General features: G+C 57.9%; 21 protein-coding genes. 13 read left to right on the plus strand and 8 right to left on the minus strand.

Annotated elements, in window-relative coordinates:
* The first annotated feature begins 191 nt into the window (after positions 1–191).
* The gene (locus tag ACFDSS_RS03300) at positions 192–827 is read left to right on the plus strand and encodes a sulfotransferase family protein (RefSeq protein ID WP_375254337.1); all 636 of its coding nucleotides are present in this window, start codon (positions 192–194) and stop codon (positions 825–827) included.
* Here the strand turns inward: ACFDSS_RS03300 and ACFDSS_RS03305 are convergent.
* Both ACFDSS_RS03305 and ACFDSS_RS03310 read right to left on the minus strand, forming a co-directional pair.
* The gene (locus ACFDSS_RS03305) at positions 797–2,839 is read right to left on the minus strand and encodes a molybdopterin-dependent oxidoreductase (RefSeq protein WP_375254378.1); all 2,043 of its coding nucleotides are present in this window, start codon (positions 2,837–2,839) and stop codon (positions 797–799) included. The two genes, ACFDSS_RS03300 and ACFDSS_RS03305, sit on opposite strands and share 31 nt — an antisense overlap.
* A gap of 114 nt (positions 2,840–2,953) precedes the next feature.
* The gene (locus ACFDSS_RS03310; protein WP_375254338.1) at positions 2,954–3,865 is read right to left on the minus strand and encodes a LysR substrate-binding domain-containing protein; all 912 of its coding nucleotides are present in this window, start codon (positions 3,863–3,865) and stop codon (positions 2,954–2,956) included.
* A 103-nt stretch (positions 3,866–3,968) separates the two neighbouring features.
* Between ACFDSS_RS03310 and ACFDSS_RS03315 the strand changes: the two genes are divergently transcribed.
* Complete coding sequence (locus ACFDSS_RS03315) at positions 3,969–4,193, plus strand: hypothetical protein (protein ID WP_375254339.1); 225 nt, start codon at positions 3,969–3,971, stop codon at positions 4,191–4,193.
* Between the two features lie 612 nt (positions 4,194–4,805).
* Positions 4,806–6,392 (plus strand): phosphate ABC transporter substrate-binding/OmpA family protein, encoded by a 1,587-nt coding sequence (locus ACFDSS_RS03320; protein WP_375254340.1) that lies wholly within the window; start codon positions 4,806–4,808, stop codon positions 6,390–6,392.
* A 119-nt stretch (positions 6,393–6,511) separates the two neighbouring features.
* Here ACFDSS_RS03320 and ACFDSS_RS03325 read toward each other — a convergent pair whose 3' ends face one another.
* Positions 6,512–7,054: a pseudouridine synthase gene (locus ACFDSS_RS03325; RefSeq protein ID WP_375254341.1), complete on the minus strand. Its 543-nt coding sequence runs from the start codon at positions 7,052–7,054 to the stop codon at positions 6,512–6,514.
* A gap of 212 nt (positions 7,055–7,266) precedes the next feature.
* Between ACFDSS_RS03325 and ACFDSS_RS03330 the strand changes: the two genes are divergently transcribed.
* Together ACFDSS_RS03330 and ACFDSS_RS03335 are read left to right on the plus strand one after the other, a co-directional pair.
* Positions 7,267–8,547 (plus strand): DUF3422 family protein, encoded by a 1,281-nt coding sequence (locus ACFDSS_RS03330; RefSeq protein WP_375254342.1) that lies wholly within the window; start codon positions 7,267–7,269, stop codon positions 8,545–8,547.
* A 6-nt stretch (positions 8,548–8,553) separates the two neighbouring features.
* Positions 8,554–9,732 (plus strand): glycerate kinase, encoded by a 1,179-nt coding sequence (locus ACFDSS_RS03335; protein WP_375254343.1) that lies wholly within the window; start codon positions 8,554–8,556, stop codon positions 9,730–9,732.
* Between the two features lie 78 nt (positions 9,733–9,810).
* Here ACFDSS_RS03335 and ACFDSS_RS03340 read toward each other — a convergent pair whose 3' ends face one another.
* The gene (locus ACFDSS_RS03340) at positions 9,811–11,067 is read right to left on the minus strand and encodes a cytochrome-c peroxidase (RefSeq protein ID WP_375254379.1); all 1,257 of its coding nucleotides are present in this window, start codon (positions 11,065–11,067) and stop codon (positions 9,811–9,813) included.
* 33 nt (positions 11,068–11,100) lie between these two features.
* On the opposite strand from ACFDSS_RS03340, the gene ACFDSS_RS03345 reads away from it, so the two are divergent.
* On the plus strand, positions 11,101–11,589 hold the full coding sequence (locus ACFDSS_RS03345) for a tetratricopeptide repeat protein (RefSeq protein ID WP_375254344.1): 489 nt from the start codon (positions 11,101–11,103) through the stop codon (positions 11,587–11,589).
* 282 nt (positions 11,590–11,871) lie between these two features.
* On the opposite strand, the gene ACFDSS_RS03350 is transcribed toward ACFDSS_RS03345, so the two are convergent.
* The gene (locus tag ACFDSS_RS03350; RefSeq protein ID WP_375254380.1) at positions 11,872–12,699 is read right to left on the minus strand and encodes a LysR family transcriptional regulator; all 828 of its coding nucleotides are present in this window, start codon (positions 12,697–12,699) and stop codon (positions 11,872–11,874) included.
* Between ACFDSS_RS03350 and ACFDSS_RS03355 the strand changes: the two genes are divergently transcribed.
* From ACFDSS_RS03355 to ACFDSS_RS03385, 7 genes are all read left to right on the plus strand, one after another.
* The gene (locus ACFDSS_RS03355) at positions 12,595–12,963 is read left to right on the plus strand and encodes a hypothetical protein (protein WP_375254345.1); all 369 of its coding nucleotides are present in this window, start codon (positions 12,595–12,597) and stop codon (positions 12,961–12,963) included. The genes ACFDSS_RS03350 and ACFDSS_RS03355 overlap by 105 nt on opposite strands.
* Positions 12,964–13,084: 121 nt before the next feature.
* On the plus strand, positions 13,085–13,450 hold the full coding sequence (locus tag ACFDSS_RS03360) for a DoxX family protein (protein ID WP_375254346.1): 366 nt from the start codon (positions 13,085–13,087) through the stop codon (positions 13,448–13,450).
* Positions 13,451–13,499: 49 nt separating this feature from the next.
* Positions 13,500–14,051, plus strand: a complete 552-nt coding sequence (locus ACFDSS_RS03365) for an NADPH-dependent FMN reductase (RefSeq protein ID WP_375254347.1) — start codon at positions 13,500–13,502, stop codon at positions 14,049–14,051.
* A 14-nt stretch (positions 14,052–14,065) separates the two neighbouring features.
* Positions 14,066–15,157 carry an NAD(P)/FAD-dependent oxidoreductase gene (locus tag ACFDSS_RS03370; protein ID WP_375254348.1) on the plus strand — a complete coding sequence of 364 codons (1,092 nt, stop codon included), beginning with the start codon at positions 14,066–14,068 and terminating at the stop codon, positions 15,155–15,157.
* A gap of 37 nt (positions 15,158–15,194) precedes the next feature.
* A complete protein-coding gene (locus ACFDSS_RS03375) occupies positions 15,195–15,632 on the plus strand; it encodes a hypothetical protein (protein WP_375254349.1) in 438 nt (145 codons plus the stop codon).
* A 32-nt stretch (positions 15,633–15,664) separates the two neighbouring features.
* A complete protein-coding gene (locus tag ACFDSS_RS03380) occupies positions 15,665–16,321 on the plus strand; it encodes a CDGSH iron-sulfur domain-containing protein (protein ID WP_375254350.1) in 657 nt (218 codons plus the stop codon).
* A gap of 40 nt (positions 16,322–16,361) precedes the next feature.
* Positions 16,362–16,667 carry a hypothetical protein gene (locus ACFDSS_RS03385; protein ID WP_375254351.1) on the plus strand — a complete coding sequence of 102 codons (306 nt, stop codon included), beginning with the start codon at positions 16,362–16,364 and terminating at the stop codon, positions 16,665–16,667.
* 4 nt (positions 16,668–16,671) lie between these two features.
* Here the strand turns inward: ACFDSS_RS03385 and dctP are convergent, their stop codons facing one another.
* The 3 genes from dctP to ACFDSS_RS03400 are packed head-to-tail and all read right to left on the minus strand — an operon-like array spanning position 16,672 to position 19,930.
* On the minus strand, positions 16,672–17,736 hold the full coding sequence (gene dctP / locus ACFDSS_RS03390) for a TRAP transporter substrate-binding protein DctP (RefSeq protein ID WP_375254352.1): 1,065 nt from the start codon (positions 17,734–17,736) through the stop codon (positions 16,672–16,674).
* 26 nt (positions 17,737–17,762) lie between these two features.
* The gene (locus ACFDSS_RS03395; protein ID WP_375254353.1) at positions 17,763–19,334 is read right to left on the minus strand and encodes a TRAP transporter large permease; all 1,572 of its coding nucleotides are present in this window, start codon (positions 19,332–19,334) and stop codon (positions 17,763–17,765) included.
* Positions 19,334–19,930, minus strand: a complete 597-nt coding sequence (locus ACFDSS_RS03400; RefSeq protein WP_375254354.1) for a TRAP transporter small permease — start codon at positions 19,928–19,930, stop codon at positions 19,334–19,336. The genes ACFDSS_RS03395 and ACFDSS_RS03400 overlap by 1 nt, the downstream gene beginning before the upstream one ends.
* Positions 19,931–20,011 lie beyond the last annotated feature (81 nt).

The following is a 20,011-nucleotide window of genomic DNA, read 5'->3' on the forward strand; positions in this document are numbered from 1 at the left end:
GGTCGCTGTGAGGTAACACTCGTGGGGGTTCGAGTCCCCCCGACCGCACCAAATCTCTTGATTGTTGATGTGCTGTGATGCACCGCCTACCTCGCAAAGGTGCATGCCACGCGAAATTTTGCGTGACTGGTCGCGAAGGATTTGCAAAGCTCAATTCCTATTTCAGTTTCAAAATTTATTAGGAGAGGACAATGACCTTGGACGTTATTGGCCCCGGATTTGGCCGCACAGGGACCGAGTCGATGAAGCGCGCGCTTGAAATGCTGGGGTTTGGGCCCTGCTACCACATGTATGAAGTCCTCCCCCATAAAGAACGGTTCGAGACGTGGCAGGCGATCTATGACGGCACGATCACGCCTGACTGGGACGCAGTCTTTGACGGCTTTCGTGCAACCGTCGACTGGCCTGGCGCATACTATTGGCGCGAACTGGCAGTGCATTTTCCTGATGCAAAAATTCTTCTGACATATCGTGATCCTGAAAGTTGGTATGCCAGCATGGAAAACACCATCCTGTCGATTTTGCGGGATCCTGAAAAAGCGACCGGAATGGCGGCACGACTTCGACGGGACGTGTTTGATGGAGATGTGGAGTCGAAAGCGCATGTAATCGCCACCTACGAGCGCAATCTAACCGATGTTCAGCAAGCCTTTGGGCCGGACAGATTATTGTCTTACGCGCTTGGCTCGGGTTGGGAGCCGCTTTGCAACTTTCTGGGATGCGATATTCCTGACGCGCCGTATCCCAGTGGCAATGAAAGCGCGAGTTTTCATACCAAGACTGAAAAGCTCGGCGATCAACGCGAGGTCTCAGGCGACACTGCTTGACCGGCGTTGCGTATCGGGCGGATTTCGACCCGTGCGCCAAAGCTGTTTTGACCGACGGAGAACGGAAATTCCGTCAACGCCCTCGCAGGCACGACCGACGCGCCGTCTGTCAGCGCGTTCAAACCCGGCCAACCGTCTCTGATCCAGACCGTGCCCGCAGGGATGCGCGGCGTGATTTTCGCGCGGGCGACAAAAGTGCCGCGCGCGTTCGATAATTCAATTCCGCCACCATCCGCAATGCCGCGGGCCTCCGCATCCTGCGGTGCGATCCAAAGTTCAGGATTGGTCTCGCGATTGGCAAGCGTGGGCAGGGCGCGGCCGTGATCGTAGAATGCATGAAAATGCGCAAATGTCCGCCCATGCGCCAGCAATAGCCCATCCTCGGCCATGTCCGGCGGCGTATATGTCGGCAAGGCAGCGATCCCGATGTCGGGCGCGCGTTCCGATAAAAACGCAATTTTGCCGGACCGTGTTGCAAAATCCCGTGTCGGGTAGGCCACATGCGAGACATTCAGGGCAACCCGCCCACCGTTTGCGCGCAGTGTCTCAACCGTTGCGTGGCCCGTGGCCGGGTGGTCGAGTGCTGCATTGATCGCCGCTTCCTGATCCGCCCAAGGATAGACATCTTTGACGTCCAGCCGCGCGGCGAGACCTTTGTAGAGGTCATAAACGGGCCGGGCCTCGCCCGCGGGGGGCAAGACGCGGTCAGACAGATGGATGTGCGTATTGGTCGATTTTGCGCCGATCTCTTCGAGCCAGATTGTTCCGGGTAGAACGATATCGGCGGCCTCTCTTATCGTCTGGTTGGGGAAGATATCATAAGCCACGACCAAGTCGGTATTTGCTAGAGCGGCACGCAACCTGTTGGTGTCTGCAAATGACGACAGGACATTCGATCCGATGGCAAAGAAAACCTTGACCGCGCCGCTTTCAAGCGCAGCGACGATCGCCTCCATTTGGTCGGGGATATATGTGCCGGGTGGACGGCGATCCGCGGCCGAAACATCGTTGAAGCCGACCCCGTGGCTGCGCCCGCCATGACGCGGGCCAATGCCACCTCCCGGTATCCCGAAGTTACCTGTCAGCGCTGGCAGGCAGGAGATCGCGCGCGCTGCTTGCCAGCTATTGCTGCCTTTATGGAGCGACGAGCCGCCAATGACGATCATCGCCGGAGACGTGGTGGCATAGCTGCGCGCCAAAGCGATGATCTGGGTCGCGGGCACTCCGGTCTGAGCTTCCGCCCAATCAGGTGTCATCTGCGCGACGTGCGCCTTGAGTTCATCAAAACCATCGGTGTGATGGGCAACAAATGACGTGTCCCAGAGGTTCTCAGATATGATGACATGCATCATCGCAAGCGCGAGTGCAGTGTCCGTGCCGGGGCGCACCAAGACCACGTCATCGACCAAAGCGGAGGCCTCCGTCCGGCGCACGTCAATACCGACAATCCGCGCACCGCGTCGTTTCGCGATCTCGACATGCCGCATTGTATTGGCCTGGCTGACGGTATTTGCACCCCATAGGATCACCATATCGGCGTTCTTGCCCAAGTCCTCTTTGGTTGACGTTTCAAGCGCGCCCGTGATCCCCAGACCGAATGCGCCAAGCCCCCAGCAGATCATAGCCGGGTTCCAAAACTGGCATCCGTAAAGATTGGCAAAACGATCCATCTGCGCGCGCTTGAGCCCGAAGGCGTAGTCATTTCCCCAGTTGCCATGGCTTTGCCAGAAGCCCACGCGCCCGGCTCCTGCGGCGCGCATTTGGTTGGCGATTAAATCCAGCGCGGTATCCCAGCTTAGCCTTGACCAGTCATCCAAGCCGCGCGTCTGGCGCATCTTTGGGTGCAGCAGCCTCCGGTCATTTCCGACAATTTCATGCGCCGCTTTGCCCCGCATACAAAGAAACCCCTGACTGTCAGGGTTGGTTTTGTCGCCAGTGATCGTCACATTCTGACCTTCATCGACCGTGACCTTCATCCCGCAGAGCGTGGGATGGCAGTTCATCGGACACATGGTTTTGAAGGTGTTCAACGCGCAATGGCTCCCTGGCGGTGGTGCAAGTGGACTTCAGATCAGGCTACGTTGAAAATCCTGCGACACAAAGGCGGTATTTGGCGCAGGTATCAATCAACTGCCCGGACTAGCCAGTTGTTCGATCCCGCGATGTTCGGCGCACTCATCAAGCAACCATTGGCAGACCGCCCGCACCGCCTTACGCCGTCCGGCGCGTGCGTTTATGGCCAAATAGTATCCTCCGAAGGGGATTTCGACTTCTGAAAGTTCGACCAGAGCGCCGGACGTTCGCTCCAGCTCGCAGAGATTTTTGTCCATCAGTACCGCACCAAGACCAGAAACAGCCGACTGGATTGCAAGCAACGCACTCAAAGGATGGGGCTGGGTGAGATCCGGTATTTCCTTGAGACCCGCCAACGCAAACCATTCTGGCCAAAGCCGGAACGTCGCTTCTTCGATCAAGGGACCTGACGCAAGCGCCGCGATGTCAGGTGTCCCATTGGAAACCTCCGCAAAGCCGGGGGCAGCATAGGCCCGCACTGCAGATTGAAACAACAGATGATACCCCTCCACTGACCGGTTGTGCAGGTATCTTAATCCCAAATCAAAATCATGGGCTTCGATATCCATCAGCTGGGATGTGACCGAAAGCCTGAGGTCAACCTCTGGATGGCGGGCCTTGAGGTTGGCAAGACGCGGGATGAGCCACTTCTGCGCGACAGTATTTTCTGTGGTGAGCGTCACTGTTCCCGTTGGCGGCACGGTCAGCGCCTCGGTTGCATATGCGATGCGGTCCAAGGCTGGTGTAACGTCTGCTAGAAACGCGCGCCCCTGATCTGTCAAAGCAACACCGGTATTTTGGGTGCGAAAGAGATGCACGTTCAATCGATCCTCCAACCCCCGCACATGTCGAGAGATCGCTGAATGAGAAACATTCAGCTCTTCGGCTGCCCTGGTAAAGCTGCCCAGCCGTCCGGCGGCTTCAAAGGCGCGCAATGCATTGAGAGGTGGCAGATTTCTGGGCATCCCGTTTGTGACTTTTTGGAACAATCGGTGTCAAGTAACAAGGTTTGAGTGCGCAGGGCGGAATGGCACAAGGTTGTTGCAGACCTTAACCGGGGGGACGACGATGAAACATACTGATGAACGGGCGTTTGAAATCATCCGCGCGCAAAGCCGCCCAAAGCCAGCCGGCCCCGTCTTGCCGATCGTTGGGCGGCTGGCAAATTTCAGCCTTTGGTTGCAATTCCGGGGCTGTCCATTGCCCACGTCTGAGCGGTTGCTCAGAGATGCCGGAATCGTTGCGGGCGCAAAAGAGCGAAACGATGTGACCGCTGCCCCGCTGATACGCTGAAGGGCAATGCAGGCGGCGGCAATTGGTGACCTGACGGGTCGGGTGTGTCGCATCGGGCGATATAGGCCGGGCGACTTTGTCCGCGTTATCGACGTGGGCGCGCGACGGGTCTCGATGTGTGTTTATCGTCGATAGGTTGAATGCCATAGGTAGCTATGCGTCAACAAACGAGCCACGACACATTTTGCTCAGCGGTCGCTTGGGTTGTTTTCAAATGCAAGCGAACGAAAACACGAATCAAAACGCTTTGTTTCCAATCGGCGACAAGTTCTTTCAAACATAGTTAATGGCGGACGCCCGCGCCTCAATTCGCTTGGGATATTCAGGGATCATCATAAACGATTGAAATTATTACAATTTATGTCAAAAGCTGATGCTTTTCACTGCGCGTTTGCCTGCCATTTGCCAGAAAATACGAGCTGATACAGGCGATACCGACCCAGAATTGCCCTCAGTTTTGAAAAAACCTGCCGTACTTTGTCCACATTTGAAGCAGAGGGTTTGTCTCGAAGTTAGATTTAATCGGGCCTTGTGGCACCCATTGTTGCGCTGGTGATTTGTTTTTTGTGAAGACCGCAGTTGATTGGCAGGAGACAACCTTTGGTGAACGTAATGACAACACGATTGAAAACTACGGTGGCCGGACTGGCACTGGTTACGGGACTTGCTTCCCCTACATCCGTTTTCGCGCAAGAAGTGAAACTCACATCGACAGACGGCACGATGAGCCTTTCTGGACAGCTGATGGGGATCGAGAGCGACAACTACATCATCCGCACAGCACTTGGCGACTTGCGTGTGGCAACAGCCACAATGATTTGTGAAGGCGACGCATGTCCGACCTTTGAAGACGTAACCGCAGATATAACGATTGTCGGGTCAGAGGCGATTGGCCTTGGTATGATGCCGCTGCTGATGAGCGGCTTTGCTGCCTCTTTGGACGCAGAAGCGGAAGTCTCCAACCCTGCCGCAGGCGAAGCTCTTGTGAACCTGATCGGCGATAATGGGTTTGGCGATGAGATCGGCACATATCTTGTTTCGTCATCCGGAGATGATGACGCATTCAATGCTTTGCTTGAAGGTAGAACCGATATCGGCATGGCCGCGCGCCGTATCACCCAAGCGGAGGCGCGCGCGCTGCGCGCCGACGGTTCTGGCAGCATGGTCAACCCCAATCAGGAACGCATCATCGCGGTCGACAGTATGGTCGTCGCGACACATGCATCCAACCCCGTTCAGGGTCTGACCGAAGACCAGTTGCGCGGCATTTTCTCTGGCCAGATCAGAGACTGGTCACAGGTTGGCGGCAACCCCGGCCCAATCACAGTTGTGTCGCAGCCTGAGGGTAGCGCGAGCTATGAATATTTCATGGATTACGTCTATGACGGCAACCGTCCCAACTTTCTGCCGCAAGCGATTGCGGCAGACGATCAGGCGATGTCGAATGTGATGTTCCATGACAAAAACGCAATCGGCTATCTTGGCTACGCGTTCCAGCGTGGCGCGAAACCTGTCGCCTTGTATGACGACTGCGGGATCGCTGCGATACCGGATGCCTTCTCTGCCAAGACAGAGGAGTACCCGCTCAGCCGCCGGATGTATCTCTACAGCCGCGCCGACAACCAGAACCCCAAGCGGCAGGAGTTTCTGGATTACGTTACGTCGACAGCGGCAGATGGCGTGATCGGCAAGTCCGGATTTATTGATCTGGGTATTCTGCGCCGCACACAGGACGCAAGTGATCCACGTTTCAATGCGCTGACCGAAGCCCGCAACGCCTATGACGTTGGTTTTGAAGGCGAAGTGATGCAGGAGATGCTGGAAAAGATGGATGGCTTTGACCGCCTGTCCACAACATTCCGTTTCCGCACCGGTTCGTTCTCTATCGATGAGCGTGGGCACCTCGATATGATGCGCCTGATGGCCTATCTCAAGACTGTCCCTGCGGGCACTGAGATCACTTTTGTCGGTTTCACCGATGAAGTGGGTGCGTTCGATGGTAACCGCCATCTCGCCGAAAAGCGCGCGGAAGCGATTTTGGCCGATCTGTTCGATATGTCCGGCAACCGTTTCAGCGACCTGTCATTCGCGACTGCTGGTTTTGGTGAGATTGCACCATCCGCCTGCAATAGCACCGACCGGGGCCGTGGCATCAACCGCCGTGTTGAAGTATGGATTTCAAACTCTGTTGCGGGTTGATTTATCATAGGCTTAGCATTTGAAATTAAACCACTAAAACGACCGGCCAATGGCCGGTCGTTTGCGTTAAACTGGTCCCGCCGTAGCCATAACTGTCCCAGATTGAACCCGCGACACAATCAGACCGCGGCCCAAGTCCCCGGCGGGATGTCTGCGACGCTCCATGCGCCGATTTGCCAGCGGACTAACCGCAACGTCGGGAAACCGATATGTGCTGTCATGCGGCGCACCTGCCGGTTCCGGCCTTCGTGCAATGTAATCTCAACCCAGCTGTCCGGCACCGACTTGCGAAAACGCACTGGTGGATCACGCGCCCAAAGCGCAGGCGGATCAATCAAGCGCAGTAGCGCCGGGCGGGTCGGTCCGTCCTTGAGCGTCACACCGTCACGCAAGGGCTGGAGATCGCGATCAGAAGGGGCGCCTTCAATCTGCACCAGATAAGTCTTGGCCTGTTTGTGCTTGGGGTCCGCAATCCGGGCCTGCAGTTTGCCATCATCAGTCAGCACCAAAAGCCCTTCGCTATCGCGGTCCAACCGACCAGCCGGATAGACGCCCGGGACGTCGATAAATGCCGAAAGGGTAGGCCGCGCAGAGGGGCTTCTGGCGTCCGTGAACTGCGACAAGACGCCAAATGGTTTGTTAAAAAGAATAACACGCGACATGCGCCTTCACTAGCCTGAGACGGGCTGGCGCGTCTATGGTGTTATCCCAGCGCGCGATGATCTATCCCTGACGGATGGCTCTCGCTTGGGCGCTTGGCGTTCGGTATACATCCGTGTGCCGGTAAGTAACTATAAATAAATGCAAAATTCAGTTTACACTTTCGCAAACACCGCTAATTTGCGATAGATAACCGCAGGCAAAGGTGAGGCTAATGGCCCCAATCGCAGATCACCCGTTGCGCTACTCGATGGCGAATGAACTTCACGCCCGGCCCTTTCCGGCTGTCAATGCGCCCAGCCGCGCAGCCTATCTTGCCATCAAACCTGCCGAGAACGCAGCAGGGCGTGACCGCGACGCCGACCGCACGCATCTAATTGATTTGCTGGACCGTTTTGGCGCGCAACACCCCAAACCTGGGGCGACCCATTTCTTTGGCACGATCGGCAAGCATCAGTTGAAATGGGAAAGCCACACGGAATTTGTGACCTATACGATCTTTGGCGACGGGCTGGCAGAGCGGCCGTTCGACGCCGCCACCTTCGGTGTTTTTCCCGAAGACTGGCTTGACGCGGCACCGGGCACCCGCGTGACATCGGCATTGATCCGCATCGAAATTGCCGAAGGGGATGCGGGTATCTCCGACAAGGCGCGGGATTGGTTCGTGCCGGAAAGCCTCGCGATCAGTCGGGTCATTGAGGATGATCTGGTGGTCGCGGGCGATTTTCGCATTGATCACATTGGTCATATGCGTTTTGCCGTCTTCGCCCGCCCGCATGTAGACGACCGCCGTATTGGGCGCGTTGTTCAGCGCCTGTGCGAGATCGAAACATATAAGGCGATGTCGATGCTGGGGCTGACGCGGGCGCGTGGGTTGGGTGCAAGGATGGCTGAATTTGACGGGCAGCTTACAGGGCTTCTCGAAGCGATGCGAAGTACGACGGGGGACCCCGCAGAAGTCTTGCAGTCCTTGCTGGAGGTGTCGGCAGAGATCGAAAACACCATCGCCCAGTCTTCATTTCGTTTTGGCGCGACGGGCGCTTATGAAAAGATCGTGAACCAGCGGATTGATGTGCTGCGTGAAGAGCGCTTCGAAGGCCGCCAGACTTTTGGTGAATTCATGATGCGCCGATTTGATCCGGCAATGCGGACAGTGAATTCCACGAAAGATCGATTGCAGGCGATGTCGGATCGTGCCCTGCGCGCGGGGGAGCTGTTGCGCACCCGTGTTGACGTGGAACGCTCCGCTCAGAACCAGGAACTGCTGACCAGCATGGACAAACGCGCCGATTTGCAACTGCGCTTGCAACGGACCGTTGAGGGTCTGTCGGTTGTTGCAATTTCCTACTATGCGGTCAATTTGGTACTCTATCTGCTTGGCCCGTTGGAAAATAGCTTTGGCGTCAGCAAAGCTTTGATCGCAGCGGGGGCGACGCCTGTAGTGTTGCTCTTGGTTTGGCTCATGATAAACCGGATCCGAAAACAGATGGAGTAGACGGGGATGCGGGACAAAGCACTGGCGATTTTCAATGCAGGTGTTGCCGCCGCTGACCCTTATAAAGCCGTCGCTTCCCATTTGCATGGGATCGAGGCACCTGCGCTTGTCATCGCGGTGGGTAAGGCCGCGCCGGCGATGGCACGGGCAGCGCTTGAGCGTTTTATCGACACGCCCTGCATCGTTGTGACCAATTACGAAAACGCTGCCGATCTGGCGGGGGCAACAGTCTATGCTGCGGGGCATCCGGTGCCTGACGAAAATGGTGCGATTGCCGCGCGCGCTGTGATCGCCGCACTGGATCAGGCGACCGGGCCGGTGTTGGCTTTGATATCTGGTGGGGGGTCCGCGCTGTTGCCGGCGCCCGCCGGTGCGTTGACGCTTGACGACAAGGCTGCGGTCAACGCGTTGTTGTTGGGGTCCGGGCTTGACATCAAGGCGATGAACCTGATCCGTCAGCAACTTTCCACACTGAAGGGCGGTGGCTTCTTGCGCCACGCGGCCCCACAAAACGTGACAGCATTCATCTTGTCGGACGTGATCGGTAATGATCTTGCAGCCATTGCGAGTGGTCCGACAGTGGGTCCGATTGGCACCGCCAAAGACGCCATCGCGTTGCTGAAAAGGGCGGATGTCTGGGAGCGGGTTTCAGAGGTTGTCAAAGACCATCTTCTCAAGGCCGCGCCCCATACCTTACTGCCGCCAGCCCACAATATTCTGGTTGGTTCCAACGACATCAGTGTCGCGGCAATGGCTAAAGCGGCGGATGATGCGCATGTAATCCCGATACCTGTGGAGGGCGATGTTGCTCAAGCTGCCAAGCTAATCTGCGACCACGCTGTCATCGGCATCACTGTTTGGGGCGGAGAGACGACGGTTGTCTTGCACGGCAACGGGCGCGGTGGCCGCAATCAGGAACTCAGTCTGCGGATCGCGCAGGAAGCGCAAGCGCGCGGCTGGACCGATTGGGTGTGTTTGCAAGGCGGCAGTGATGGCCGTGATGGGCCAACCGATGCAGCGGGCGGCGTCGTAGACCACGATACGCTTGGGAAAATCCCCGACTTGGACGCTTTGTTAGCCAACAATGATAGCTATACGGCACTTGCGAAAGCCGGAGACCTTCTTGTAACCGATGCCACGGGCACAAATGTCGCGGATTTGGGTGTGATGATCCGGCGCGGCTAAGTCACGCCTATGCGCCGCCCCTTTTGCGGGGGCAGGAGCCTCCGGCGGAAGTTTTCTGGGGCAAGATGAAAAGCAGGTCTAGTTGTCCACAGGCAGTCCGCTCGGGACAGTATCAGGGGGGAGCAATGGGCGATCTTGTGCGGTTTCACCGGTCAGGGCGTTCAGGAATGCCACGAGGTCCGCGATCTCGTATTCTGTCAGGCTGGTGGGTGCGATATCACGCGCCGCGGCTTGGCGGGCCATCTCTGCGCGGTCTTCGCGAATGGCGAAATCCGATGCGGCAAGCCAAGGCACATCGGGCAAGTTGGCCATCTCAGGCGTCCAGGCCGCGCGACTGGCATCGGGGTCGGCGTGGTGGCGGATGATCGCGGCTAATGTGGGGAAGGCGCCGTTGTGACCGTAGGGGGCCGTCAGGGCCACGTTGCGCAAAGAGGGGGTGCGGAATTTATACGCATCTTCCAGCCTGTTGGTTTCGGCCATCCGCCCGACATCGCGTGAGATTTGGTCCCATTGCCGCGTGCGACCGGGCCCGAAAGCGGGCAATCCCAATGCGTAAAATTGCTGATCCGTGAAAAGTGGCCCGGCATGGCACACCGCGCAGCCTGCGCCGGTGAAAAGTTGCCGGCCCCGCTCTGCGTCAGCGGGCAACGGCGTGCCAGTGAGCCAGTTGTCGTAGGGGCTGTCGTAAGACTGCCATTCGATGATGATGAACGCCGCCAGCGCATTGCCTATTTCAACGATACTCACTTCGGCAGGTTCATCAATATTATCAAAGGCCTGTACGAACATCTCTCCGTAAGACGGGATGGTGCGCACCCGCTTGGCGATGATCGGCCAGGCCTTGTCAATGCGGTCATGGGTGGCCCCGGCTATTTCATTCTCGCGCGGGTTCCCCGCCATCTCGAATTGGGCAACCATTGGAAAGAGCGCCTGCGCCGCTATCAGATTGTCAAGCCCCTGCGGTAGCCATTCCTCAGCCGGGCTGTCAAAGCCGTTGCTGTAGATATCCGATTGCGTCAAGCGGCCATCGTGAAACAGGACGCGGATGTCGCGGTAACCCAAATTCCACAACGCAGGCGCATTGCGCGGAATGCGTTTGCGGATTGCGTCAGCGCCCGTGCCAGGCGTTCTTTCGGGGCCAACGCCGACGCCGCCTTCGCCAATCCCCAGCGATATCCCGTCAGCACCCGCAAACGTGGGGCTGTGGCATGTCGCGCATGAGATATTTTTGTTTCCCGATAGAATCTTATCAAAGAATAAAAGCTGCCCGATGCGCGCTTGATCCGCGTCGACGGGGATGTAATCCTCTGCCGTAATTACCTGTGCCACGGCCAGATTTGCGGCACCGAAAACAAGGAAGACAGCCGTATGCAGTATTTTGGGAAAGGATTGGCTTTTGGTTTGGTGCTGGCGTTGTGGGCGCCTGCCGCCCTTGCGGATATGGAAACCGCCCGCGATTTGATGGAGGCGGGTGAGTACACCCAAGCCCGCGAATTGTTTGAGGTCTACGCCCGTTCCGGCAATGCCGAAGCGGAGGAGCTGATCGGGGTCATGTACGCCCTCGGCCTTGGTGTCGACCGCGACGACGAGCGGGCGTTCGATTGGTATCTGAGGGCGTCTTTGAAAGGGCATCCTGGCGCGCAATCCGGTCTGGGCTGGTACTATGAGGTCGGGCGCGGCATTCCGGCCCCTGATTTGGTGCGAGCGTATCTTTGGTACGCTTTGTCGGCAATAGGCGGGGATCCGGATGCGTTGGATTCCTTGGAACTCATCACACCGCGGCTGACCGCGGATGAGCGGGCGCGGGCGGAGGTGTTGATTGATGACTATAAGGGGTGGATGTATCCGTTTCGGTGATGGGTGACGGCCCGGAGCGGCCACTTGGGGCATCAGATGTTACAGTGCAGCCCGTCGCACCAGCCGTTCGCTGCCAGCACGAAACCGAGCCGACGGCGAACGCACTCTCTGTGGGCAAAGTTGTCATTTCCTACATCGCAACGGAAGGTGGCTTCGCACATGTCGTCATAGGTTGGGAAGCCCCGAGGGGTCTTCTCGGTTACCACTTCACGTTCAACAGGAATGAGGGCGGTTATTACCAGGTTTCTGGCAATCCGCGCTGAATGTGGCGGTCCAGTCATCTCAGCCTGCCGGTCTTTCTGGCCCAGTCCGTCTGATGTATTTGAGAAACTGCTGCACCTTTTCCGTCCTGTGAAGGTCCACGTGGGTCACGACCCAGGTCGGGACTGACCAGTCTTGCGATGGAGGAGCTAGTTCGAAGAGGTCAGGATCGCCAGTCGCTTCATGCTCGGCAAGAAAACCCAGGCCGATGCCATCTTTGATTGCGTTACGAACGACGTGTTGGTCGGTCGTGTTGAGAGAGATATTTTCGGCCCCGACATGCTCCAGTATCCACCCGGCGAAAGGCCACCGGGATGGCTGTTCGTAGGAACCGACAAAACCGTGCTGCGTCAGATCATCTAAGGAGGGGTGCCCACGCCGACTGATGTAGCCGCGGCTGGCATAAAGGCCAAAACGGATGTGCCTGAAAAGTGTGACGACATAGTCAGGCGTGTCTGGCTTTGGCCCGGCGCGAAAAGCAACATGCGCCTCGCCATGTTCCAGTCGGGCGAGGTCGGCGCTCGCCGCGTATTCCAGCTTGATCTGTGGATGCGCCAATTGAAAATCCCGGAGCGCCGGCGTGACGAGCGGTGCGATGCCGGACAATGAGGTCACGATGAGGTTGCCCGACAAGGTCGCAGAACGCCCGCGGTTGCGGCCAGCCAAGTCCGTAAACATTTCATCGGCGCGACCGACGACATCCAGCATGTCCCGACCATTCTCGGTCAAGGTGTATCCCCGCGCGTGCCGCTGAAAAAGCTTCGTCTGAAACTCTGCTTCCAGCGTCTCTACGTGGCGGTTGACGGTCGCGCGATGCACGCCAAGGGCATCTGCGGCCGCGCTGACAATGCCGAGGCGCGCAAGCAGGAGTGCGGTACGAAGTTCTGTCCAATGCTGCGTGGCTTATTCGTATCAATCCGACGGCGTCGCATCAATGCGCATCGAGCGCGTATTCAGAACTGTAGTGCGACCCCGCATCACTTCGCGGTCGATGCACAGTTCGAAGATCTGGCCGGAAAGCGCCGGGGCGATTTGCTCGATCAACGACTTGATACGGCTCCGGCTGACTGCGCCAGAGAGCTTCCGTTTCATCTGGCCGAGGCGCAGCCTTGACGCCCTTCTGCGTATCCCGACATGTCGCACAAATGCGCATTACATGCGCTTTTCGTGCGGTTGTGACGATTCAATGCCGCATCCATATTCTGTCTAACGAAAACAAAGTTTGGAGCTGAAAATGAAATATCTGTCCTTGGGCCTGCGCGCCCTGCTTTCTCTCGTTTTTGTTGGCGCTGGCGGTGCCAAGTTCGCCGGTGTTCCGTTGATGGTGGAAACCTTCGATGCGGTCGGTTTCGGCCAGTGGCTTCGCTACTTCACCGGGTTCGTCGAGGTTGCGGGCGCCGCGCTTCTTTGGTGGCCGAACCGACAGGTCGTCTGCGCATCGCTCCTTGGTGGCACAATGACCGGTGCTGTCCTGACCCACTGGTTCATTATCGGCCCGTCGGCTGTGCCGGCGATCGCGCTGGGAGTGCTTTGTGCCGCGGTCCTCTATTTTCACCGCGATCAGATATCGGAAATCCTCGGGGGCGCAGGAAATGCGTGACCCTCATGGTCCGGCAATCGACCCACGCTAAACATAACATGGAACAGACATGAAAATACTCGCTTTCGCCGCCACCAACAGCCGCACCTCCATCAACCGCGCGCTGGTCGAATACGCCGCCGATCAACTGCAATCCGACATTCTGCCGGGTGCCGAGATCCAATTCCTAGACCTTAGCGATTTTGCGATGCCGATCTATTCCATTGACCGTGAGACCGAGGGCGGCATTCCACCAGAGGCACGGGCTTTTTTTGATGCGATCGGCGCGGCGGATGCGGTGCTTGTTTCCTTTGCCGAGCACAATGGCTCGTCCACCGCGGCCTGGAAGAACATCTTTGATTGGATGAGCCGGATCGAGATGAAGCTCTGGCAGGGCAAGCCGGTGGTGATGCTGGCTGCGACGCCGGGCCCGCGCGCGGGCGCTGGCGTGCTTGGCGGTCAAGAGATGATAGCGCAGTTCTTTGGCGCGGACGTTCGGGGCAAACTTGGTATTGGAAAATGGGCTGAGGCCTGGGATGGCGAGACCCGCACATTCATCAACCCGGAAGACAAAGAAGCCCTGCGCAATGCGCTTGGTGGGCTTGTTCTGGAAGTCGCGTAAGAGGGAGCACTAACATGACAATGAACCGCAAACGGGTCGCAATTGTGGGTGGTGGTTATCTTGGGTCGGACTTGGCCAAGTCGCTGGACGGCGAGATGGACGTCACGCTGATCGAACGGTCCACCCATTTCACCCATGCGCCCGCCATGATCCGCGCGATGGTTGACCCTTCGCTACTGGATCAGGCGCTGATCCCTTATGATGGACTGCTGACACGCGGCCGCGTGGTGCACGGCGAAGCGGCCTCGCTCGACGCCGATGGCGTGAAACTGGCGGATGGTCGGCAGATAGAGGCGGACTATGTTGTTCTGGCCACCGGATCGGCCAATCTTGCGCCATTCCGGACGGCCTCGGGCGACATTGCGGAACTGCGCGCCAATAACGACCGCTGGCACAATGCGCTGACGGCTGCGGACACCGTGCTGATCGTCGGGGCCGGCGCGGTCGGCACCGAATTGGCGGGCGAAATCGCCCATGCACATCCGGACAAGACGGTCACGCTGGTGTCGAGTGACGCGACACTCTTTCCCGAAACACCCGGAAAGCTGGGCAAATCACTTCATCGCAAGCTAGGCCAGATGGGCGTTGAGGTGATCCTTGGCGCACGGGCCGATAGCTTGCCCGGGCGTGATGCGCCGGAGGGCGGCCGCGTGGCGCTTTCGAACGGGCAGACCATCGATGCCGATCTGGTGATCCCCACCGTTGGATCCCGCGCGCTGGCCGGGCTTGCTGAAACGCTGCCGGGGGCCGTATTGGATGCGGCCAATCGGGTGAAGGTGGATCAGTGGCTGCGCCCGTCGGACCTGGCCAACGTCTTTGCCGCCGGCGACATGGCCGCCACCGGCGATGGCATGACCATCATCGGGATTTCCCGTCAGAAACCGTGGCTGGAGAAGACGCTGAAGGTGTTGGCTTCGGGCAAACAGATCGACTCGCTCAAACCCTACGCGCCCTGGGGTGAAAAAGCCCCGATCCTGGTCCCACTGGGCCCGCAGCGCGGCAGCGCCTTCCTGATGGCCTTCACCGGCGGCGATTGGATCACCCGCATGATGAAAGGCCGCGACCTGTTCCTTACAAAATACCGCAAACTGCTTGGTCAGACCTGACTTTGCACCTCTCTGAAATGCATTGGAGTTTTCGAAAATGACAAAGACGCAATCTCTCGCCCTGAAAATCGCCACCGTCCTTTGGGTGATCTGGGGCCTGGTTCACGCTTTCGCTGGCATCATGGTACTGACCTCCGACGCCTCGTCCGGTTTTGCCGCAATCGCCGACGCCATCGACGCAGAATCGCTGACTGCCGATTATAACGCCGCAGTAGGGGGCATCCTGAACCAGCATGGATGGAACCTCTTGTGGTTCGGCGTCGCGACGATCATTGGCGGGTTTTTGATCTGGCGCGGCAACATGACGGCAATCTGGGTGACCGGTATGGTCGGCGGTTTGGCTGACCTTGGCTATCTGTTGTTTGTGGACTTCCCCGGATACGTGAATTTCTTCCCCGGCACCTTGATGACTTTCATCTCCGGTTCGGCCATCGTGCTCAGCTTCTGGGTCTGGCTGTCAAACCGCAACGCCTGAATTGTCCTCAGCCCCAATGAAAGGCCGCAGCCATGACTGACCCTCCCAAGATCATCCCGGCCCAAGACGGCCCGTTGATCGTCGAGAACCCGCCCGACCTGAAAGGCGCTGTTAACGCGGATCTGACGGGCAAGCCGAAGGCCGCGCTGTGTCGTTGCGGCGCGTCCGCCAACAAGCCGTTCTGCGACGGAGCCCATAAGAAGATCGGGTTCACCAGCGCGCCCGATCGCAGCCGGCTGCGCAACGCGCCGGTGGAGTACACGGGTCGGGTGATCGGCGTAGAGGTTACGGTCAGCTACACGCCCGTTCTTTGCACCCACGCCGCGCAATGCCAGGCACGTGCCGCAGCAGTCTTCGACCCGAAGAAAAAGCCGTGGATCCAGCCTGAGAATGGCACGCTGGATGCGATCATGGACGTGATCGCCGCCTGTCCATCGGGTGCGCTGCGTGTCTCCGTCGGCGAGCAGCCTGCCCAGCACATGACAACGGGAGAGGTCGGTATCACCATTGAAAGGGACGGCCCGTATCACGTCAACAACCTAGCGCTTGAGGCCGAGTTCAACGGCGCGGGTGCGTCCCGCACGAAGTATTCACTCTGCCGCTGCGGGTTGTCGAAGAATAAACCGTTCTGCGACGGCTCCCACTTTGATGCGAAATGGTCCGATGACGGCAGCACCAAGGCGGATTGACGAGGCGGCTTTTAGAGTCGTCTGCGGATCGATAACGGTCATGACTTTGCTGATAGCCATGCACCATCCGATCGAGGCACCTGGAAAACAGGCGTTGGTCCTGTTTGGAACGGTAGGGGCTGTGGCGGTCGCCAAGGCTTATGCCGAGATTTGTGATTGGATGCTGAAATCTGGTAAACTGGCGGCTTGGGCCGATATCCGAGCAACATCGCCCCATAGTCAGACCGTTCTACTGGTCGCGAAACGAAACAAGAGAGAGCTGCTGTCCAGTAAAGCGAAAATCGACCTCCCGCCCAGCAAAAAAGGCCGCCCCAACCGGAGCGGCCTTCTTGTGGCTCTCGCCTGAACCTTTAGTTTAGGTCAGCTGCGTAAGCCTCTGCCATTTCTGCTTCAACCTCAGCTACCGCTGCGACCAATGCGTCCAGCATGTCACTGCCGCCGTCGACGTTCTCGCGGAACCAGTCGTTGACCGGCGCTGCTGCTGCTGCGAATGCGGCTTTCTCTTCCGGAGAAGGCACATAGATGTCGCCGCCACCTGCGACGAAAGCCTCATATGCTTCGATGGACTTGCGCTTTGGCGAGGCGAACGTCGCCTGTTGCAGTGCAGAGAATCCGTCAACAACAACGCGGCGCAGGTCATCTGGCATCGCAAGGAAGTTGTCGTTGTTCATCCACCACATCGCACCCATGTACGAATGCCCGTCCAGTGTCAGGTACTGCAGGCCCGCATCGGGGAATTTCATGCCCATGATGTCGGTGATGCCGTTTGCGGTGCCTTCAACAACGCCGGTTTGCAGCGATGTAAACAGCTCCGGCCAGGGGATCGGTGTCGCAGACGCCCCCATTGCTTCAACCAACTGCACAGGCAGGTCCGCCACGACAGTCCTCAGCTTCAGGCCAGCCATATCGTCCGGGCCAGTCACGCGGCGTTCTGTGTTGGCGAAGTTGCGCCAGCCGCCGGTGTTGCCGATGGTCATCAGGCGGATTGTGTTGCCGCTGTCCTCAAGCGCTTTGGCGCGCATGGTGCGGACGAAATCGCCGGACAGCACGGCCTCGGCCACGCGGTCCGAAGACATCAGATATGGCAGATCAAGCACCTGCACATATGGGAAGATGCCAGCCGCACCGCCGGATGTGGAGATATAGACGTCGATGGAGCCTTCGGAGACACCTTCAAGGCATTCCGCACCTGTTGCGCAAAGCTGTGTGCCGATGAAAAGCTCTACCGCGACGCGGCCGTTTGAGGCCGCTTCGACGTAGTTTTTGAACACAACCAGACCGTCATAGTCTTCGTCGTTCTCATTTGAGTTGGCAGTCGCACGGATTGTGAACTCCGTGTGGCCACCCGCCCAAGCTGCCAGCGGTGCTGCCAGCAGTGCCGCTGTTGCGGCGACTTTTGTGAGATGTTTCAACATTATTTTCTCTCTCCCTAGTTGTTGGTTTAGTTGATGCCCGGTGGTGGGCTAATGCAAGCACTGAATCCGATTTCCGGGGCGCACCCCAGGAAACCCGTGAGATACGGCACTGTCATGGAAATGGCGGGGACATAGGTAATCAGGAAGATCACGGCAATTTCCACCGCGAGGAAAGGCAGGATGGCCTTGGCGATGGTCTCAACCTTTTCGCCGGAGACCGTACTGGCCACGAATAACACAAGCCCCATCGGGGGCGTTGCCAGCCCCACGGTCAGGTTCACGCTCATGATGATCGCGAAGTGGACGGGGTGGACACCAAGATCGACGAATATCGGCCCCAGGATTGGCCCCAGAATGATAATTGCCGGTCCCGCATCAAGGAACATGCCCACAATGAATAAAAGGATGTTGATCAGGAACAACAGCATCAGTGGGTTCTCTGACAGAGAAAGGATATAGTCGCTGAGGATCTGCGGCGCATAGCTGAGGCTGACTACCGTCTTAAAGGCAACGGCAGCACCCACCAGCAAAAGCACAGCAGATGTGGCAAGCGCAGAGCGTGTCAGGACCTCGCCAAGATCACGCATATTCATCGACCTGAGCACAAAGAAGCTGACGATCAACGCATAGGCCACGGCAACGGCAGAGGCTTCCGTCGGGGTGAACACACCCACAAGGATACCGCCCAGAATGATGATCGGTGTTTGCAGCGGAGCGATGGCCTTTTTGCAGACCATGCGGAAGTCATGGCTGACCCGCTTGCGGTAGCCCATCAGCATGAAATGCGACGCCGCAAAGAGGGCTGCAAAAACGATCCAAAGGTTCAGGCTATGGACCTTATCACCGGTTTCATTGATGACCGCCAGACCGACCGTTGTGGACAACCCGCTATAGATGGCCATCAAAAGACCAGCCACGTTGATGCGCAGCAGCACAAAGCTGACCCAGTATTCGACCTTTGTGATTTCTTGGTTCTTGGTGACGATGCGCTCTGCCTTTGGCAGGTCGTATCGGTCGGCCATCAGGCGCACCATGACCATCAGGCCCACACCGACAAGGATGCCCGGCACGATGCCCGCAAGGAACAATGAGGCCACGCTTTCGCCCATCACATAGGCGTAGATAATCATAATACCTGATGGCGGAATGATCGGGCCAATGACTGATGATGCCGCTGTGATCGCAGCGGCGAATTTTCGGGTATAGCCGTTTTTCTCCATCGCGGGGATCAGGGTGGATCCGAGCGCGGATGTATCTGCCACGGCCGAGCCGGACAGACCCGCAAAAAGCATTGAGGACAGAATGTTTACATGCGCCAGACCGCCGCGCAGGTGGCCCATGAAGGCTTGTGAAAATTCAACCAAGCGCAGGGTGATGCCGCCACGGTTCATGATTTCGCCTGCGAGCATAAAGAAGGGCAGGGCCATCAGCGGGAAGCTGTCCATGCCGTTGTAAAGGTTGCGATAAAGCCCGGCAACCACATTACGGTTGTCGCCTTCGAGCATGATGAGCGCGAAGGGGGACGCCAGCAGTGCAAAGACCACCGGCAGGCCGACCATGATGAGGACGAGGAAAAGCGGGAGAAACCATAAAAGCATCAGTCTGCTCCCTGAAAGTCATCAGCACTCAGCGGGTTCAGGCGGTCGCCGTGCCCCAGCAGTCTGATGAGTTGGCGGATGATCAATTCCAGGTTCACGAGGATCAGTAAGTTCACCCCTACCCAAAGCGAGGCATACTGAAAGTTGTTTTGGAATTTTGCACCGCATTTGCCGTACTCAAAGCCAAACGGCCATTTCAGAGAGGACGAACACCCGCGGCCGGAGAGCGTATCAACGTGGTTATTGAGCCCGCGTTCCCATGCGATGACAAGCACCCAGAGCGCGATGCCCAGCAGCAGAAGCGTCAAGATCCCCGACACAACTTTGGGCAGCGCGCGTTCCAGCATATCGATGGAGACGAAACCACCCATGCGGAAAGCCAACGGTGCCATCAGGCCCGTCATCCAGAGCATACCGAAGCGCGCCCCTTCTTCTGTCCAGTTGGGCGCATCACTGAGCACATAGCGGAAGAAGACCTGCCCCAAGATCAAACTGACCATGATCGCAAGTGCGATAACCGCGATGACTTTGCCAATGGCAAGCACCACGGTGTTAAACCGTTCTAGCGGCCATAAAAGGCCAAACAGGACCGACATCGGCTCCTCCCCTGTTTATGTGCGGGCTTGTTGCCCTTTATTGTTAGGGGCTTTGCCCCCGTCGCCTACGGCGCCTCCCCC

This window comes from Yoonia sp. (assembly GCF_042093035.1).
In the GTDB taxonomy this organism is placed as follows: Bacteria; Pseudomonadota; Alphaproteobacteria; order Rhodobacterales; family Rhodobacteraceae; genus Yoonia.

Coding starts and splice junctions, on each gene's coding strand:
- ACFDSS_RS03300 (WP_375254337.1), top strand. CDS start 192: ATGACCTTGGACGTTATTGGCCCCGGATTTGGCCGCACAGGGACCGAG.
- ACFDSS_RS03305 (WP_375254378.1), bottom strand. CDS start 2,839: ATGTGTCCGATGAACTGCCATCCCACGCTCTGCGGGATGAAGGTCACG.
- ACFDSS_RS03310 (WP_375254338.1), bottom strand. CDS start 3,865: ATGCCCAGAAATCTGCCACCTCTCAATGCATTGCGCGCCTTTGAAGCC.
- ACFDSS_RS03315 (WP_375254339.1), top strand. CDS start 3,969: ATGAAACATACTGATGAACGGGCGTTTGAAATCATCCGCGCGCAAAGC.
- ACFDSS_RS03320 (WP_375254340.1), top strand. CDS start 4,806: ATGACAACACGATTGAAAACTACGGTGGCCGGACTGGCACTGGTTACG.
- ACFDSS_RS03325 (WP_375254341.1), bottom strand. CDS start 7,054: ATGTCGCGTGTTATTCTTTTTAACAAACCATTTGGCGTCTTGTCGCAG.
- ACFDSS_RS03330 (WP_375254342.1), top strand. CDS start 7,267: ATGGCCCCAATCGCAGATCACCCGTTGCGCTACTCGATGGCGAATGAA.
- ACFDSS_RS03335 (WP_375254343.1), top strand. CDS start 8,554: ATGCGGGACAAAGCACTGGCGATTTTCAATGCAGGTGTTGCCGCCGCT.
- ACFDSS_RS03345 (WP_375254344.1), top strand. CDS start 11,101: ATGCAGTATTTTGGGAAAGGATTGGCTTTTGGTTTGGTGCTGGCGTTG.
- ACFDSS_RS03360 (WP_375254346.1), top strand. CDS start 13,085: ATGAAATATCTGTCCTTGGGCCTGCGCGCCCTGCTTTCTCTCGTTTTT.
- ACFDSS_RS03365 (WP_375254347.1), top strand. CDS start 13,500: ATGAAAATACTCGCTTTCGCCGCCACCAACAGCCGCACCTCCATCAAC.
- ACFDSS_RS03370 (WP_375254348.1), top strand. CDS start 14,066: ATGACAATGAACCGCAAACGGGTCGCAATTGTGGGTGGTGGTTATCTT.
- ACFDSS_RS03375 (WP_375254349.1), top strand. CDS start 15,195: ATGACAAAGACGCAATCTCTCGCCCTGAAAATCGCCACCGTCCTTTGG.
- ACFDSS_RS03380 (WP_375254350.1), top strand. CDS start 15,665: ATGACTGACCCTCCCAAGATCATCCCGGCCCAAGACGGCCCGTTGATC.
- ACFDSS_RS03385 (WP_375254351.1), top strand. CDS start 16,362: ATGACTTTGCTGATAGCCATGCACCATCCGATCGAGGCACCTGGAAAA.
- dctP (WP_375254352.1), bottom strand. CDS start 17,736: ATGTTGAAACATCTCACAAAAGTCGCCGCAACAGCGGCACTGCTGGCA.
- ACFDSS_RS03395 (WP_375254353.1), bottom strand. CDS start 19,334: ATGCTTTTATGGTTTCTCCCGCTTTTCCTCGTCCTCATCATGGTCGGC.
- ACFDSS_RS03400 (WP_375254354.1), bottom strand. CDS start 19,930: ATGTCGGTCCTGTTTGGCCTTTTATGGCCGCTAGAACGGTTTAACACC.